The sequence below is a fragment of the Streptomyces sp. SGAir0957 genome (assembly GCF_043523415.1).
Genome location: NZ_CP027293.1, coordinates 7719843 through 7733506, shown reverse-complemented (window position 1 = coordinate 7733506; position 13664 = coordinate 7719843). Strand labels below are relative to the sequence as shown.

Genomic DNA, 13664 nt, shown 5'->3' with positions numbered 1-13664 from the left:
GTACGCTGTGTGACGCAATACTCACGCGGCGCTAGCGCGGCGCTCGCGCGAAGGCCGGCCGCGGCGTCACGGCTTGTGGGAGCGGCGGGCCCGCTGCCTACGATGACGTCCTGGCCCCGGCCGCCCGGCGGTGGCCACGGAACGGGAGGGACCAGAAATGATCATCTTCGGGACGCGAGGCTACGTCTTCCAGCTCGCGATACTCACCTTCGTATGCGGCAGCTGCGGCAACCCCACGGCGCACACGCTGCGCAAGTACGTCACGAAGTTCACCCTGTTCTTCATCCCGCTGTTCCCGGTGTCGACGAAGTTCCGCACGCAGTGCACGTTCTGCGGCGTCGAGCACCAGATCGGCAAGGAGCAGGCGGAGGCGATGCTCGCGCAGCCCGCCGCGCCGCAGGGCTACGGGGCGCAGCAGCCCCATCACCACCAGGGCTGACACCGGTCCCCCCGCCGCGCATGAGAAGGCCCCGTCGCCTCACAGGGGGGAGAGGAGGAGACGGGGCCACAGACTCGAGCGCCCGGGGGGTAGGGGTGCTGGAGCCGCTCACCCTGCGGGTGCCCTCGTTGGGCCGGGACATGCGCGCCTGCCGCCGAATTTTTCGCGCGCACTCTTGGCGGGTGCGCGGCCACGCGCCCGCGGGGCCCCACCGAGCCCCGGCGGGAGGGCGCCGAGCGCGTCAACGATGGCTGAAAAGCTTCGGTCACGACTGGGTCACGGCACCCGTCGGCCGCATATGCCGCGTGCACCAAGCGGACGGCGCCGCCGCGCACGGCCCGGTTTTTCGGTGTTTCCGAGGCCGAATCGGGCGGACCCGGTGAGTAGCACGCCCCCGCCGTTCGACGGCGACTTCACGACGAAGTCACCGGTGAGGCGGACTATCCGGCTTGTCCGGTCTGTTCGGCCCGCTCCATGACTAGCATGAGCGCCGTACGGTCCGGAAGATCGGCGTCCCTTTCGACGCCCGCTGGCCGGATCCGCAGCCGACTCGACCGGTCGGCTCGTCGCTTCCCACTCAAGGACCGAGGGACCCGCGGAATGTCAGTGCCTGCACCCCCCAGCCCGCACGCGATGGCCAAGGCGGAACGCTCCCCGCTCGGCCCGGCGCTCGCCGTGCTCGTGGTGGCGGCGGCCGCCGCCGGCGCCGCCGCGGCCCTCGCCCCGTCGGCCGCCCGCACCTGGGCGCTGTGGACGGCCGCGGTCGCCTGGGTGTGCCTGGCCGTCGCCGTCGTCGTGGGCACCGTCCTGCTCGGCCGCGCCCGCCGTTCGGGCGCGCGGGCGCGGGCCGAACTGGCCCAGGCGCAGGGCCGGTTGACCCAGCAGGCGGCCGAGGCGGCACAGCTCGTGAACGTGACGCTGCCCGGTGTCCTGCGGCAGCTGCGCGAGACGGCGGCGGCGGGCCCGGTCACGGCCCCCTCCGACCCTCAACTGCGGCGCCTGCTCGACGAGTTCACGGCCGCCGTCGAGACCTCCGTACGGGAGGCCGTGCACGCGGCGGCGGAGCGTGACGCCGCCCGCGGTGAACTGGAGGGCGCGGCACGGGAGTTGGAGCGGCTCACCGGGGAAACGTTTCCCGCGGCCGTCGCCCGGCTGCGCGAGGGCTCCTCGGCCGAGACGGTGCTCGCGGAGCTCGACTGGCCCAGGAGCCCGCTCCTGCGCGTGCCCGCCGAGGCGTTCCTGCGCGAACTCGCCCTCAGCGAGCGCGGTTCGGCCGCCGCGCAGGCGGCCTCGGCCAAGGCGCTCAGCCGCGTCCAGGCGAAGTCCGTCAGTATGCTCGCCGACCTGCGCTCCATGCAGGAGCGCCACGGCGAGGAGGTCTTCGGCGACCTGCTGCGCCTGGACCACGCCACGTCCCAGCTCGGCCTGCTCACCGACCGGCTCGCCCTGCTCATGGGCGGCCGCTCCAGCCGCGCCTGGAACAAGCCGATCGTGATGGAGAGCGTGCTGCGCGGCGCCGTCGGCCGGATCGCCGCCTACCAGCGGGTGCGGCTGCACTGCGCCACGGACGCGGCGATCGCCGGGTTCGCCGCCGAGGGCGTCATGCACCTCCTCGCCGAGCTGATGGACAACGCGGCCAACTTCTCGCCGCCCATCGACGAGGTCCACGTCTACGTGGAGGAACGCTCCGCCGGGCTCGTCGTGACCATCGAGGACAGCGGCCTGAAGATGGCCGACGCGGCGATGCGCCGCGCCGAGCAGGCGGTGTCCGGGCAGCTCACCGACCTCGCCTCGCTGCAGGGCACCCGGCTCGGGCTCGCCGTCGTCGGCCGGCTCGCGGCGAAGTACCGCATCGACGTCAACTACCGGCCGTCCTCGCGCGGCGGCACCGGCGTCGTCGTCCTGCTGCCGCCCCAGCTCCTGGCCCAGCAGCGCGACCTCGTGCACTCCCCCGGCCTGCCCGCGCCGCGCCCGGCCCCCGCGGAGACGCACGAGCGCGCCGAGCAGCCCGCGTCCGCCGAGCCCGCCGGGGTGGGCGAACCCCGCCCCGCCGCCGAACCCGCCGGGACGGGCGAACCCCGCCCCGCCAAGCCCGCGTCGGCGACCCCGAACGGGCTGCCGGTCCGGCCGCCGGGCCGCACCATGGCCGCCGCCGAGCAGGAGCGCGGGCGGCAGTCCGCCCGGCCCGCCGCCGACCGGGCCACCCCGCCGGGCCGGGACGCGGGCGCCCGCTTCGGCGCCTTCCACCGCGGCCGCAAGGGCCAGGACACCGAACGCCCCGAGTAGGCCGCGCCCCCCGACATCTCGTAACCCCCCGCTCGACACCGTGAGATTGGAGGCACGGGCGGTGTCCGGCCCCGCCGGACGCAGCGCCGCCCGACCCCGCCATGCAGACCACTGACACCAGCCTGACCTGGCTCCTGGAGAGCCTGCTCCAGCGCACCCCCGGCACCCGGCACGCCCTCGTCCTGTCCCGTGACGGGCTCAAGCTCTGCTGGAGCGAGCACCTCACCCTCGACCAGGCCGACCAGCTCGCGGCGATCTGCTCCGGCATCCAGGCGCTCGCGCAGGGCGCCTCGGTGGAGTTCGGCGACGGGAGCGGCGGCGTGCGGCACTCGATGACCGAGTTCCACGGCGGCCTGCTGTTCATCGTGGACGCGGGCGAGGGCGCGCACCTGGCGGTCATCGCCGACGAGGACGCCGACCCGGGCGTGGTCGGGCACCAGATGACGGAGCTGGTCGAGCAGATCGGCGAGCACCTGCGGGCCGAGCCGCGTCAGTCGGCTCCCGGGGGCGGCGCCTCATGACGCGGCGGCCGGTGGACACCGGCGACCCGGACCGGCTCTACACGGTCACGGGGGGCCGCAGCCGCGTCGACGACGAGTCGTTCGACCTGGTGACGCTCGTGGTCAGCGAGTGCGAGCCGGTCGCGGGGATGCAGTCGGAGCACGTCCGCATCCTGGAGATGTGCCGGCGGCCGGCCGCCGTCGTGGAGATCGCGGCCGAGCTGAAGCTGCCGATCACGGTCGTCCGGATCCTGCTCGGCGACCTGCTCGCCGGCGGCAAGGTCACCGCCCGGCATCCGCGCGCGGCCGCCACCGTCGCCTCGCTCCCCGATTCCGACCTTCTCAAGGAGGTGCTCCATGGGCTCCGCAACCTCTGAACTGCCCGCACGCACGCCGCTCGGCGCCCTCGCGGACACCGGCCTGAAGATCGTCGTGGTCGGCGGGTTCGGCGTGGGCAAGACGACGCTGGTCCGCTCCGTCAGCGAGATCCGGCCGCTCAACACCGAAGAGGTGATGACGCAGGCCGGGGTCGGTGTCGACGAGACGACCGGCGTGGCGTCGAAGACCACGACCACCGTCGCCTTCGACTTCGGCCGCATCAGCCTCAACGACCGCATGGTCCTCTACTTGTTCGGCGCGCCCGGCCAGGAGCGGTTCTGGTTCCTGTGGGACCGGCTGTTCTCGGGGACGCTCGGCGCGGTCGTCCTCGTCGACACCCGCCGCATGGACGACTCCTGGTACGCGATCGACCGCCTGGAGCACCATGGCACGCCGTTCGTGGTCGCGGTCAACCGGTTCGACGACGAACCCGTGCGCCACTCCCTCGACGAGATAAGGCAGGCCCTCGCGCTGCCCGAGCACGTGCCGATGATCGACTGCGACGCCCCGCGTCCGCTCGTCGGGCAAGGACGTGCTCATCACCCTCGTCGACCACCTCTACGCACTGGCCATGGCCCAGGAGACGACACCGTGACCGAGCAGAGCCCGCTCCCCCCGCTCGACTCGCCCGGCGGACCGCCCCCGGGCTGCCCCGCGCACGCGGGCGCGGTCCCGCTCAGCGGCCTGGAGTACCAGCAGACGCCGTCCCAGCTGTACCGCGCGCTGCGGCGCGAGCACGGCCCGGTCGCGCCGGTGCTGCTCGACGGGGACGTGCCCGCGTGGCTGGTCCTCGGCTACTCCGAGGTGAGCTACGTGACCGCGCACGACGAGCTGTTCGCGCGGGACTCGCGGCGCTGGAACCAGTGGGACCGCATTCCCGCGGACTGGCCGCTGCTCCCGTTCGTCGGCTACCAGCCCTCGGTGCTCTTCACGGAGGGCGCGGAGCACCGGCGGCGCGCGGGGGTGATCACGCACGCGCTGGAACAGGTCGACCAGTTCGAGCTGGCCCGGGAGTGCGGGCTCATCGCCGACCGGCTGATCTCCGGGTTCGCGGGCAGCGGGCAGGCCGAGCTGATGGACGCGTTCGCGCACGCGCTCGCGATGCTCGCGGCGGTGCGGATGTGCGGGATGCCGCTCTCGGGCACCGATACCCAGGACCTCGTGGACGACCTGAAGATCTCCCTCGACGCGGCCGAGGGCGACGACCCCGTGGCCGCGTACGTCCGCGTCGGCGAGCGCATCCAGCGGCTGGTCAAGGAGAAGCGGGAGCGGCCGGGCGCCGACGTCACCTCGCGGATGATCCAGGACCCGGCGGGCCTGACCGACGAGGAGATCGTGCAGGACCTGATCTCGGTGATCGCGGCGGCCCAGAACCCGACGGCGAACTGGATCTGCAACACCCTGCGCCTGCTCCTCACGGACGAGCGGTTCGCCCTGAACGTGTCGGGCGGGCGGCTCAGCGTCGGCGAGGCGCTCAACGAGGTGCTGTGGCTGGACACGCCGACGCAGAACTTCATCGGGCGCTGGGCGGTGCGCGACACACAGCTCGGCGGGCGGCAGATCCGCGCGGGCGACTGCCTGGTCCTCGGCCTCGCGGCGGCCAACACCGACCCGCAGATCTGGCCGGAGTCCCATGTGGGCGCGGAGAACGCGGCGCACCTGTCGTTCAGCAACGGCGAGCACCGCTGCCCGTACCCGGCTCCCCTGCTCGCGGACGTGATCGCCCGTACGGCCGTGGAGACGCTCCTGGACCGGCTGCCGGACCTCGTCCTGGCGGTGGACCCGGCGGAGCTGCGGTGGCGGCCGTCGATCTGGATGCGGGGGCTCACCGAGCTGCCGGTCAGTTTCACGCCGGTCGTCCAGTGAGCCGGGGTGCGGGCCGCGGCGTCAGTAGTCGGCGCGCATAGCGGCACGCACCTCCTTCAGGGTCGCGTCGGCGATGGCGTTCGCCCGCTCGTTCCCGGCCCTGAGCACCTCCCTGACGTAGCGGCGGTCCTCGGCGTAGGCGGCGCGGCGGGCCCGGATCGGGGCGAGGCGGCCGTTGACGGCGTCGGTGACGCGGCGCTTCAGCGCGGCTCCTCCGCCGGCACCGATCTCCTCGGCGACCCGGTGCGGGTCGGCGTCCTCGCACAGCGCGGCGAGCAGGACGAGGGAGGAGACCTCGGGCCGCGCGTCGGGGTCGTAGGTGATGTGGCGTCCGGCGTCCGTCCTGGCCCCGCGGATGAGGCGGGCGGTCTCGTCGGCGTCGGCGGACAGGGCGACGGCGTTGCCGCGGCTCTTGCTCATCTTCGTGCCGTCGGTGCCGAGCAGCAGCGGCGCGGTGGACAGCAGCGCCTCGGGCAGCGGGAAGATCTGCTCACCGTGGCCGTAGCGCTCGTTGAAGCGGCGGGCGACGGTGCGGGTGATCTCCAGGTGGGGCAGCTGGTCCTGGCCGACGGGCACGACGTTCGCCTTGCAGAAGAGGATGTCGGCGGCCTGGTGCACGGGGTACGTGAACATGAGGCCGCTGACGGCCGCCTGCCGGGAGTGCGCGATCTCGTCCTTGACCGTGGGGTTGCGGCTCAGTTCGGCGACGGAGACGAGGCTGAGGAACGGCAGCAGGAGCTGGTTGAGCGCGGGCACGGCGCTGTGGGTGAAGATCGTGGAGCGGTCCGGGTCGATGCCGATGGCCAGATGGTCGAGGATCAGCTCCTCCACGTACTCGCTGAGGTTCTCGGCCACGTCGCGGTCGGTGAGGACCTGGTAGTCGGCGACGAGGACGAAGGTCTCGACGCCGAGGTCCTGGAGTCTGACGCGGTTGTGCAGGGTGCCGAAGTAGTGGCCGAGGTGGAGGCGTCCGGTGGGGCGGTCGCCGGTGAGGACGCGGTGGCGGCCGGGCTCCTCGCGGATCAGTTCTTCGGTGCCGGTCATGGTGGTCTCCCTCTGGTCGCGGGCGCCCTCGGGACGGCGGCATGACCTTCTGGGGAGAAGAAAAGGGCCGTCCGGGGACGGCCCTTGGGTTCGTGCGTGGCTGTGGCCGCCTCTAAGCGAGGCGCCACCAGCACAGACACGAGAAGTCGGACATACGACGAGCCTAACACCCGTCGGGCGGGGTTCTCAGGACGCCTGCGGCGTGAACCGCACCGGCAGCGACTGCGGGCCGCGGGTGAACACGCCCTGCTCGGCCGGGTCGAAGCCGTCGGCGAGGCGGACGTCGGGCATGGCGTCGAGGAGCTGGTTCACGCCGATCTCCACCTCCGCCTTGGCGAGCAGCGCGCCGACGCAGAAGTGCCGGCCGAGCGCGAAGGCGAGGTGGTCGGCGGCGGCCGAGAACGCGGTCGTGGCGGTCAGGTCGGTGCGGAAGAGGTCGAAGCGGTCCGGGTCCGCGTAGCGGTCCTCGTCGCGGTTGGCGGCGCCGATGAGGCAGGTGACGGTGGCCCCGGCGGGGATCGTGCCGCCCGACACCTCCACGTCGACCGCCGACTGACGCATGATCATGTGGACGGGCGGGGTGAACCGCAGCGTCTCGGCGAAGGCGCGCTCGATGAGGGAGCGGTCCTCGCGGACGGCGGCCAACTGCTCCGGGTTGACGAGGAGGTTGGCGAAGATGCTGGCGATGGCCTTGTCGGTGGTCTCGCCTCCGGCGGCGAGTAGCAGGCTGCAGAACGCCTTGATGTCCTCGTCGCTCATCCTGACACCGTCGACCTCGGCGGCGCACAGCGCGGAGAGCAGGTCGTCGCCGAGGTTCTCGCGGCGCGCCCGGATGATCGGGATCATGTACTCGGCGAACTCGACGCGGGTGCGCTCCCCCGCCGCCGTGACGTCGGCGTCGCCCGACAGGTTGCCGAGGAAGGCGATGACGGCGGTGTACCAGCCGTGGAAGCGGGCGTGATCGGCCTTGTCGAGGCCGAGCATGTCGGCGATGACGTTGACCGGGAACCGGGTGGCGTAGTCGTGGACGAGGTCGGCTGAGCCCGTGTGGCGGAACTGGTCTATCAGGGCGCGGGAGTTGGCCTCTATGACGGGGAGGAACTTCTCCTGGAGATCGCTGCCGCGGAAGGCGGGGGCGACGAGCGCGCGGCGCACGGCGTGCTCGCGCCCGCTGAGCTGGAGGATCGTCTTGCCGTGGACGGGTTCCAGCTGCCAGTCGTAGTTGTCGGTGGTGAACTGGCCCGCCTTGTCCTTGAAGACGCGTTCCACGTCGGCGTACCGCGAGACGATCCAGCTCTGCGTGGGCTCGTGCCAGAAGAGGGGCGCGTTCGCGCGCATCTCGCGGTACGCGGGGTAGGGGTTCTCTGCGAACTCCGGCGAGAGGATGTCGGGGACCTGCGCGGTGGACATGGAGCTCCCTGAGTGGGTGAACGGACGATCCGCCGCCAAGGCTAGGGATCGCCCGCCACCCGGAACAGCCCTCTCCGCGCCGTCAGTTGACGACTACACGAATTTCGTGGCCGAAAACGGACGCCGTGGCGGCCGATGTCAGCCGTTGGGCAGGATCACCGCGCGCCCGTTGATCTTGCCGTCGTGCAGCCGCTCGTAGGCGAGGGGCGCGTCGTCCAGCGAGTACGTCTCGGTGTGCACGGAGACGGCGCCGGCCCGCGCGAGGTCGAGCACCTCGATGAGTTCGCCGCGGCTGCCCCAGTACGGCGCGGTGACGCTGACCTCGAAGTTGGTCGCCCCGAAGCCGACGGGCAGGGTGCCGCCGCCGATGCCGACGATGGTGACGTCGCCCTCGATGGCGGCGACGGCGCCCGCCAGCTCGACGGTGGGCTGTACGCCGACGAAGTCGAAGACGGCCTCGGCGCCGATGCCGCCGGTCATCTCCTTGAGCTTTCCGGCCGCCTCGCCGTTCGACAGGATCGCCTCGTGCGCGCCGACCTTGCGGGCGAGTTCGAGCTTGTCCTCGGAGACGTCGAGGGCGATGACGCGCGTGGCGGACATGGCGCGGAGCAACTGGATGGCGACGTGGCCGAGGCCGCCGGTGCCGATGACCACGGCGGTCGAGCCGGGGACCAGCTTGGGCAGCGAGCGCTTGATCGCGTGGTACGGGGTGAGGCCCGCGTCGGTCAGCGGGACGGTGGCGACGGGGTCGAGGCCGTTGATCGGCACGAGGTGGCGCGCGTCGTCGACCAGCATGTACTCGGCCATGGAGCCGGGGGCGCCCAGGCCGGGCGGGCGGATGCCCAGCTCGTCGGCGCGCAGACAGTAGTTCTCCTTGCCCTGCGCGCATGGGGCGCAGGTGCCGCAGCCCCAGGGGCCGTAGACGGCGACGGAGTCACCCTCCTCCAGGCCGCCGACGCCCGCGCCGAGCGCGGCGACGGTGCCGACGCCCTCATGGCCGAGGGTGAGCGGCAGCTCGTACGGGAAGCCCTCCGCGGGCCAGCTCATGACCGCGATGTCGGAGTGGCAGACACCGGCGGCGGTGACCTTCAGGAGGACCTGCCCGGGGCCGGGCTCCGGGTCGGGAACGGTGACGACCTCGGGCGCTGCCCCTACGGTCCGGTACTGAAGTGCCTTCATGGCTCGACTCCTTCGTCGCTCTCGCGGACCCCCGCCCCTCCACCGTAACTCCTTCGCGTCCCAATGGGACACATGTCTCGGTGGGACTTCCGTCTCGACGGGACTTTTGCGTCGATGGGACTTTTGTGTCGACGGGGATGCGGTGCGGTTCGACGCGAGAGGGCCGGAGGAGCGCAGCGTACGAGGAGGGGCGCTCGGCGCCTCGGCGAACTGCGGCACGCCACGGAAGGAGTCCGGTCAATGGAGCAGCGGACTGGGCCGGCCGGGCAAAAAAAGGGACCCCGACCGTACGGGGGAGAACGGTCGGGGCCTCGCTCATAAGTTTAACAGCGAACCAACGAGGTCCGGTACACAGGAGCAGGGTGTGCCGCGTGAGGTCGGACACACAGGACCAACGACCGCATTTCGCTCACCGGGCGACCCGGTCCTGCCCCGCGGACGCACGGGCGGCCCGCACGGACGGCATGATTCCGGTCGGTATGCGGAGGGAATCGAGCCGCTCGCACGCCAGACGCCGACCCCTCCCGACGCCGGGCGCACCGCCCCGAGCTGAGGGAACGCCCCCGCCGATCGAACGCGTGCGAACGGCACCGGCCAGATCCCCCGTCCGGCGGAACTGGCCGGTCTTCCCGTCGACCAAGTAGATGCCTGAGGCATCCAATGGAGGTGGAACGCGGAACGACCAGCTCCGCGCGCACGGACGAGCACTGCGAGGCGATCCGATCCATGACGGAATCCACGACGGAACCGGCCCGCCAGGACCTGCACCCCCCGATCACCGCGGCCCAGGTGTCCTTCCCACAGGACCGGGGCTGCCCCTACCAGCCACCCGCCGCGTACGCGCCGCTGCGCGAGACGGCCCCCCTGGGCCGCATCACCCTCTTCGACGGCACCACGGCCCATGTCGTCACCGGGCACACCCTGGCCCGCCGGCTCCTGGCCGACCCCCGGCTCTCCAGCGACCGGACGCGGGACGACTTCCCGGCGACCACGGAACGGCTCGCGCGGACGAGGGCGCGCCGGGTGGCGCTGCTCGGCGTCGACGACCCCGAGCACAACGCCCAGCGCCGCCTGCTGATCCCCAGCTTCTCGGTGAAGCGGATCGCCGCCCTGCGCCCGCGCATCCAGGAGACCGTGGACCGGCTGCTCGACGCGATGGAGCGGCAGGGGCCGCCGGCCGAGCTGGTCGGGGCGTTCGCCCTGCCGGTGCCGTCGATGGTGATCTGCTCGCTGCTCGGCGTGCCCTACGCCGACCACGAGTTCTTCGAGGAGCGCTCCCGGCGCCTCCTGCGCGGACCGGCCGCGGACGACGTGGAGACGGCGCGGGTCGAGCTGGAGGGCTACCTCGGCGATCTGATCGACCGCAAACGGCGCGAGCCCGGCGACGGACTGCTCGACGAACTGATCCACCGGGACGGACCGGAAGGACCGCCCGACCGCGACCAGCTCATCGCCTACGCGGTGATCCTGCTCATCGCCGGGCACGAGACGACGGCGAACATGATCTCCCTCGGTACGTTCACGCTGCTGCGCCACCCCGAGCAGCTCGCCGCGCTCCGGTCCGGGGAGACCTCCACCGCCGTCGTCGTGGAGGAGCTGCTGCGCTACCTGTCGATCGCGGACGGGCTGCTGCGCGTCGCCCGCGAGGACATGGAGGTCGAGGGGCGGACGATCCGGGCCGGCGAGGGCGTCGTCTTCTCCACGTCCCTCATCAACCGGGACGAGGGGGCGTTCCCGGGGGCCGACAGCCTCGACTGGGACCGCTCGGCCCGCCACCACCTCGCGTTCGGCTTCGGCATCCACCAGTGCCTGGGCCAGAACCTCGCCCGCGCCGAGCTGGACATCGCCCTGCGCACCCTCTTCGAGAGGCTGCCCGGGCTCCGGCTCGCGGCGCCCGCCGAGGAGATCCCGTTCAAACCCGGCGACACGATCCAGGGCATGCTCGAACTGCCCGTGGCATGGTGAGCGCCATGCGGATCGAGGTCGACAAGGAGCGCTGCGTCGGCGCGGGCATGTGCGCGCTGACCGCGCCGGACGTGTTCACCCAGGACGACGACGGCGTCAGCGAAGTGCTCCCCGGCGGCGCCGAACGCGCCGGGGACCACCCGATGGTCAAGGAGGCGGCACGGGCCTGCCCGGTCGGGGCGGTGACCGTCACCGACACCTGAGCGTCTCTAGACGTGCGGCACCACGGCCACCGGGCACGGCGCGTGGTGCAGCACCGCGTGGGCGACCGAGCCGATCCGGGCGCCGACGGCGGTGCGGCGGGCGCGGCGCCCCACCACCAGGAGCTGCGCGCGGGGCGCCACCGAGAGCAGCACCTGCCCGGCGCTGCCGATCTCCACGTGCTCGACGACGGGCACGTCGGGGAAGCGCTCCCGCCACGGGGCGAGGGCCGCGCCGAGCGCCTTCTTCTCGTACGGCTCCATGCCGCCCGCCTCGTCGAGCAGTTCGAGCGAGGCGGCGCTGTAGGCGAAGACCGGCGGCAGGCTCCAGGCCCGCACGGCCCGGACGCTCGCGCCCCGGGCCGCCGCGGTGCGGAAGGCGAACTCCAGGGCCTCGGCGCTGTCCTGCGGTTCGCCCTCCTGCCCGACGACCACCTCGTGCCCGGCCGCCTCGGTGAAGGCGCGGTCGTCCGCGCGGACCAGGACCACGGGCCGCTCGGTGCGGGCGATGACCTGCTGGCCGACCGAGCCGAGCAGGAAGCCGACGAGGGGGCCGTGCCCGCGCGAGCCGAGCGCGAGCAGCTCCGCGTCCCGGGCCACGGCGAGCAACGCGTCGGCGGCCCCGTCCGCGTCGAGGACGTCGGTGGTGACGGCGAGGCCGCGGTGCCGCTCCGCGATCTGCTGCTCGGCCTCCTCCAGCAGGTCACGGGCCCAGCGCGCCTGCGCGTCCGCGTCGGCGGCGAGCGCGAGCGGCTCGGGTGCGGGCGTGCCGACGTGCACCAGGCGCAGCGGTGTCCCGCGCCGCACCGCCTCGCGCGCCGCCCAGGCCGCCGCGGCCTCGCTCTCGGGTGATCCGTCCACTCCCGCGGTGATCGGCCGGGTCATCGTGGGGCCTCCTGTCAGGTCCGTGGCCGCGCCGTGCGGCTGCCGCCGTCACCGCCGATCCTGCCCTACGTGGCCACGGGGGCGCCGGTGGCCCCGGCATTCTCCCCGGGCTTGCGGGCGTCGTCGGCCTTACGGGGTTTGTCGGGCCGCAGGAAGCCGTTCCAGCCTCCCGGCGGCCGCTCCCCCACGTCCAGGCCGCGCAGCTTGGCGAGGATCGCGGGGTCCTGCGCGTCCAGCCAGTCGACGAACTGCCGGAAGGAGACGAGCCGTACGTCCTTGTGGCCCGCGACCTGTTTGAGCGTCTCCGCGACGGCGTCCATGTAGATGCCGCCGTTCCACTCCTCGAAGTGGTTGCCGATGAAGAACGGGGCGCGGTTCGTCTCGTAGGCCCGCCGGAAGCCGGCGAGGTAGGCCTGCGTGGCCTGGGTGCGCCAGCCCGGGTAGTTGGCGGACGGGGCGCGGGTGGAGTTCTTCGACTGGTTGGCGAGGATGTTGTAGTCCATCGAGAGGACCTCGAAGCGGTGGCCCGGGAACGGGACGGCCTGCAGCGGCAGGTCCCACACCCCGTGCTTCTTGTCGGGCCAGCGCTGTTCGCCGCCGGGCGAGGAGGCGTCGTAGCGCCAGCCGAGTTCGCGGGCGACCGGCAGCAGGTTCTCCTGGCCGAGCAGGCAGGGGGTGCGGCCGCCGATCAGCTCCTGGTCGTAGTCGAAGGGCAGCGACGGGTGCTCGTGCCAGCCCGTGTTGCTGCGCCAGGTCTTGACGAACGCCTGGGCCTGCTCGATCTCGCTGCGCCAGTGCGCCGCGCTCCAGTTGCCGACGGATCCGGCGCCGCCGCAGAAGTGCCCGTTGAAGTGCGTGCCGATCTCGTGGCCCTCCTGCCACGCCTGATGGACGTACTTCAGGGTCTCCTTGACGTGATCGTTGGTCAGGTAGCCGATGTCGGAGGCGCCGACCGGGTTGTTCGGCGGCCGGTAGAGCCGCTTCTTCTCCTCGGGCAGGAGGTAGAGGCCCGAGAGGAAGAAGGTCATGTGCGCGTCGTGCTCGCGGGCCAGCTCCAGGAAGCGCGGGAAGAGGCCGTTGCCGACCTCGCCCGCGCCGTCCCAGGAGAAGACGACGAACTGCGGGGGCCGCTCGCCCGCCTCCAGGGGGACGGCCGCGGCGGGCTGGCGCGGCTGCTTGCCGGTGTACGAGGTCGAACCGTCGCCGATCAGCCGCGGCGCGACCTTCTTCGGCGCCCCCTCCTCCCGCTGTCCCGGGCCCGCCGGGGGCCGGTCCCCGGACGCGCCGTGGCCGCATCCGGCGAGGGCCGTGGCCGCGGCGCCGAGACCCATCCCGAGCCCCAGGCGTGCTACTCCTCTGCGGCTGATTCCACTCATGCACATCCCCATCCGCGCCGGGCGAGGGCGCGTTGTGTGTCCCCCATTGACATCGACCTTCGCACCGTAAATCCGATAAACGGACGAAACGGATTTTTGGTGCGACGCGCCGGGCGAACGGGTGACGGGATGTGCC

The 13664-nt window shown here is 72.7% G+C and carries 12 protein-coding genes and 1 pseudogene; 8 read left to right on the top strand and 5 right to left on the bottom strand.

Going from position 1 to position 13664, the window contains the following annotated elements; translation table 11 throughout:
- The first annotated feature begins 157 nt into the window (after positions 1-157).
- The 6 genes and pseudogenes from C1N81_RS40325 (at position 158) to C1N81_RS40300 (ending at position 5469) form a co-directional block, all read left to right on the top strand.
- Positions 158-439 carry a zinc-ribbon domain-containing protein gene (locus C1N81_RS40325; RefSeq protein WP_394436381.1) on the top strand — a complete coding sequence of 94 codons (282 nt, stop codon included), beginning with the start codon at positions 158-160 and terminating at the stop codon, positions 437-439.
- Positions 440-1039: 600 nt separating this feature from the next.
- Complete coding sequence (locus C1N81_RS40320; protein WP_394436380.1) at positions 1040-2725, top strand: sensor histidine kinase; 1686 nt, start codon at positions 1040-1042, stop codon at positions 2723-2725.
- Positions 2726-2826: 101 nt separating this feature from the next.
- Positions 2827-3246, top strand: a complete 420-nt coding sequence (locus C1N81_RS40315; protein ID WP_394436379.1) for a roadblock/LC7 domain-containing protein — start codon at positions 2827-2829, stop codon at positions 3244-3246.
- Positions 3243-3602, top strand: coding sequence for a DUF742 domain-containing protein (locus C1N81_RS40310; RefSeq protein WP_394436378.1), 360 nt, complete (start codon positions 3243-3245; stop codon positions 3600-3602). The genes C1N81_RS40315 and C1N81_RS40310 overlap by 4 nt, the downstream gene beginning before the upstream one ends.
- A pseudogene (locus C1N81_RS40305) lies at positions 3583-4198 on the top strand (ATP/GTP-binding protein). The gene C1N81_RS40310 and the pseudogene C1N81_RS40305 overlap by 20 nt, the downstream one beginning before the upstream one ends.
- A complete protein-coding gene (locus tag C1N81_RS40300; protein WP_394436377.1) occupies positions 4195-5469 on the top strand; it encodes a cytochrome P450 in 1275 nt (424 codons plus the stop codon). Before C1N81_RS40305 ends, C1N81_RS40300 begins: the two are co-directional and overlap by 4 nt.
- Before the next feature lie 21 nt (positions 5470-5490).
- Here the strand turns inward: C1N81_RS40300 and trpS are convergent, their stop codons facing one another.
- The 3 genes from trpS to C1N81_RS40285 form a co-directional block, all read right to left on the bottom strand.
- A complete protein-coding gene (gene trpS, locus C1N81_RS40295; RefSeq protein ID WP_394436376.1) occupies positions 5491-6513 on the bottom strand; it encodes a tryptophan--tRNA ligase in 1023 nt (340 codons plus the stop codon).
- 186 nt (positions 6514-6699) lie between these two features.
- Positions 6700-7923: a cytochrome P450 gene (locus C1N81_RS40290; protein ID WP_394436375.1), complete on the bottom strand. Its 1224-nt coding sequence runs from the start codon at positions 7921-7923 to the stop codon at positions 6700-6702.
- A 138-nt stretch (positions 7924-8061) separates the two neighbouring features.
- Positions 8062-9102 carry an NAD(P)-dependent alcohol dehydrogenase gene (locus C1N81_RS40285; RefSeq protein ID WP_394436374.1) on the bottom strand — a complete coding sequence of 347 codons (1041 nt, stop codon included), beginning with the start codon at positions 9100-9102 and terminating at the stop codon, positions 8062-8064.
- Between the two features lie 726 nt (positions 9103-9828).
- On the opposite strand from C1N81_RS40285, the gene C1N81_RS40280 reads away from it, so the two are divergent.
- Together C1N81_RS40280 and C1N81_RS40275 are read left to right on the top strand one after the other, a co-directional pair.
- Complete coding sequence (locus tag C1N81_RS40280) at positions 9829-11067, top strand: cytochrome P450 (protein WP_394436373.1); 1239 nt, start codon at positions 9829-9831, stop codon at positions 11065-11067.
- 5 nt (positions 11068-11072) lie between these two features.
- A complete protein-coding gene (locus C1N81_RS40275; protein ID WP_394436372.1) occupies positions 11073-11270 on the top strand; it encodes a ferredoxin in 198 nt (65 codons plus the stop codon).
- A gap of 6 nt (positions 11271-11276) precedes the next feature.
- On the opposite strand, the gene C1N81_RS40270 is transcribed toward C1N81_RS40275, so the two are convergent.
- Positions 11277-12152 carry a universal stress protein gene (locus C1N81_RS40270; protein ID WP_394436371.1) on the bottom strand — a complete coding sequence of 292 codons (876 nt, stop codon included), beginning with the start codon at positions 12150-12152 and terminating at the stop codon, positions 11277-11279.
- Positions 12153-12217: 65 nt separating this feature from the next.
- Positions 12218-13528, bottom strand: coding sequence for a polysaccharide deacetylase family protein (locus C1N81_RS40265; protein WP_394436370.1), 1311 nt, complete (start codon positions 13526-13528; stop codon positions 12218-12220).
- Positions 13529-13664: the final 136 nt, after the last annotated feature.

Coding starts and splice junctions, on each gene's coding strand:
- C1N81_RS40285 (WP_394436374.1), bottom strand. CDS start 9,102: ATGAAGGCACTTCAGTACCGGACCGTAGGGGCAGCGCCCGAGGTCGTC.
- C1N81_RS40275 (WP_394436372.1), top strand. CDS start 11,073: ATGCGGATCGAGGTCGACAAGGAGCGCTGCGTCGGCGCGGGCATGTGC.
- C1N81_RS40270 (WP_394436371.1), bottom strand. CDS start 12,152: ATGACCCGGCCGATCACCGCGGGAGTGGACGGATCACCCGAGAGCGAG.
- C1N81_RS40310 (WP_394436378.1), top strand. CDS start 3,243: ATGACGCGGCGGCCGGTGGACACCGGCGACCCGGACCGGCTCTACACG.
- C1N81_RS40265 (WP_394436370.1), bottom strand. CDS start 13,528: ATGAGTGGAATCAGCCGCAGAGGAGTAGCACGCCTGGGGCTCGGGATG.
- C1N81_RS40280 (WP_394436373.1), top strand. CDS start 9,829: ATGACGGAATCCACGACGGAACCGGCCCGCCAGGACCTGCACCCCCCG.
- C1N81_RS40320 (WP_394436380.1), top strand. CDS start 1,040: ATGTCAGTGCCTGCACCCCCCAGCCCGCACGCGATGGCCAAGGCGGAA.
- C1N81_RS40325 (WP_394436381.1), top strand. CDS start 158: ATGATCATCTTCGGGACGCGAGGCTACGTCTTCCAGCTCGCGATACTC.
- C1N81_RS40290 (WP_394436375.1), bottom strand. CDS start 7,923: ATGTCCACCGCGCAGGTCCCCGACATCCTCTCGCCGGAGTTCGCAGAG.
- C1N81_RS40315 (WP_394436379.1), top strand. CDS start 2,827: ATGCAGACCACTGACACCAGCCTGACCTGGCTCCTGGAGAGCCTGCTC.
- trpS (WP_394436376.1), bottom strand. CDS start 6,513: ATGACCGGCACCGAAGAACTGATCCGCGAGGAGCCCGGCCGCCACCGC.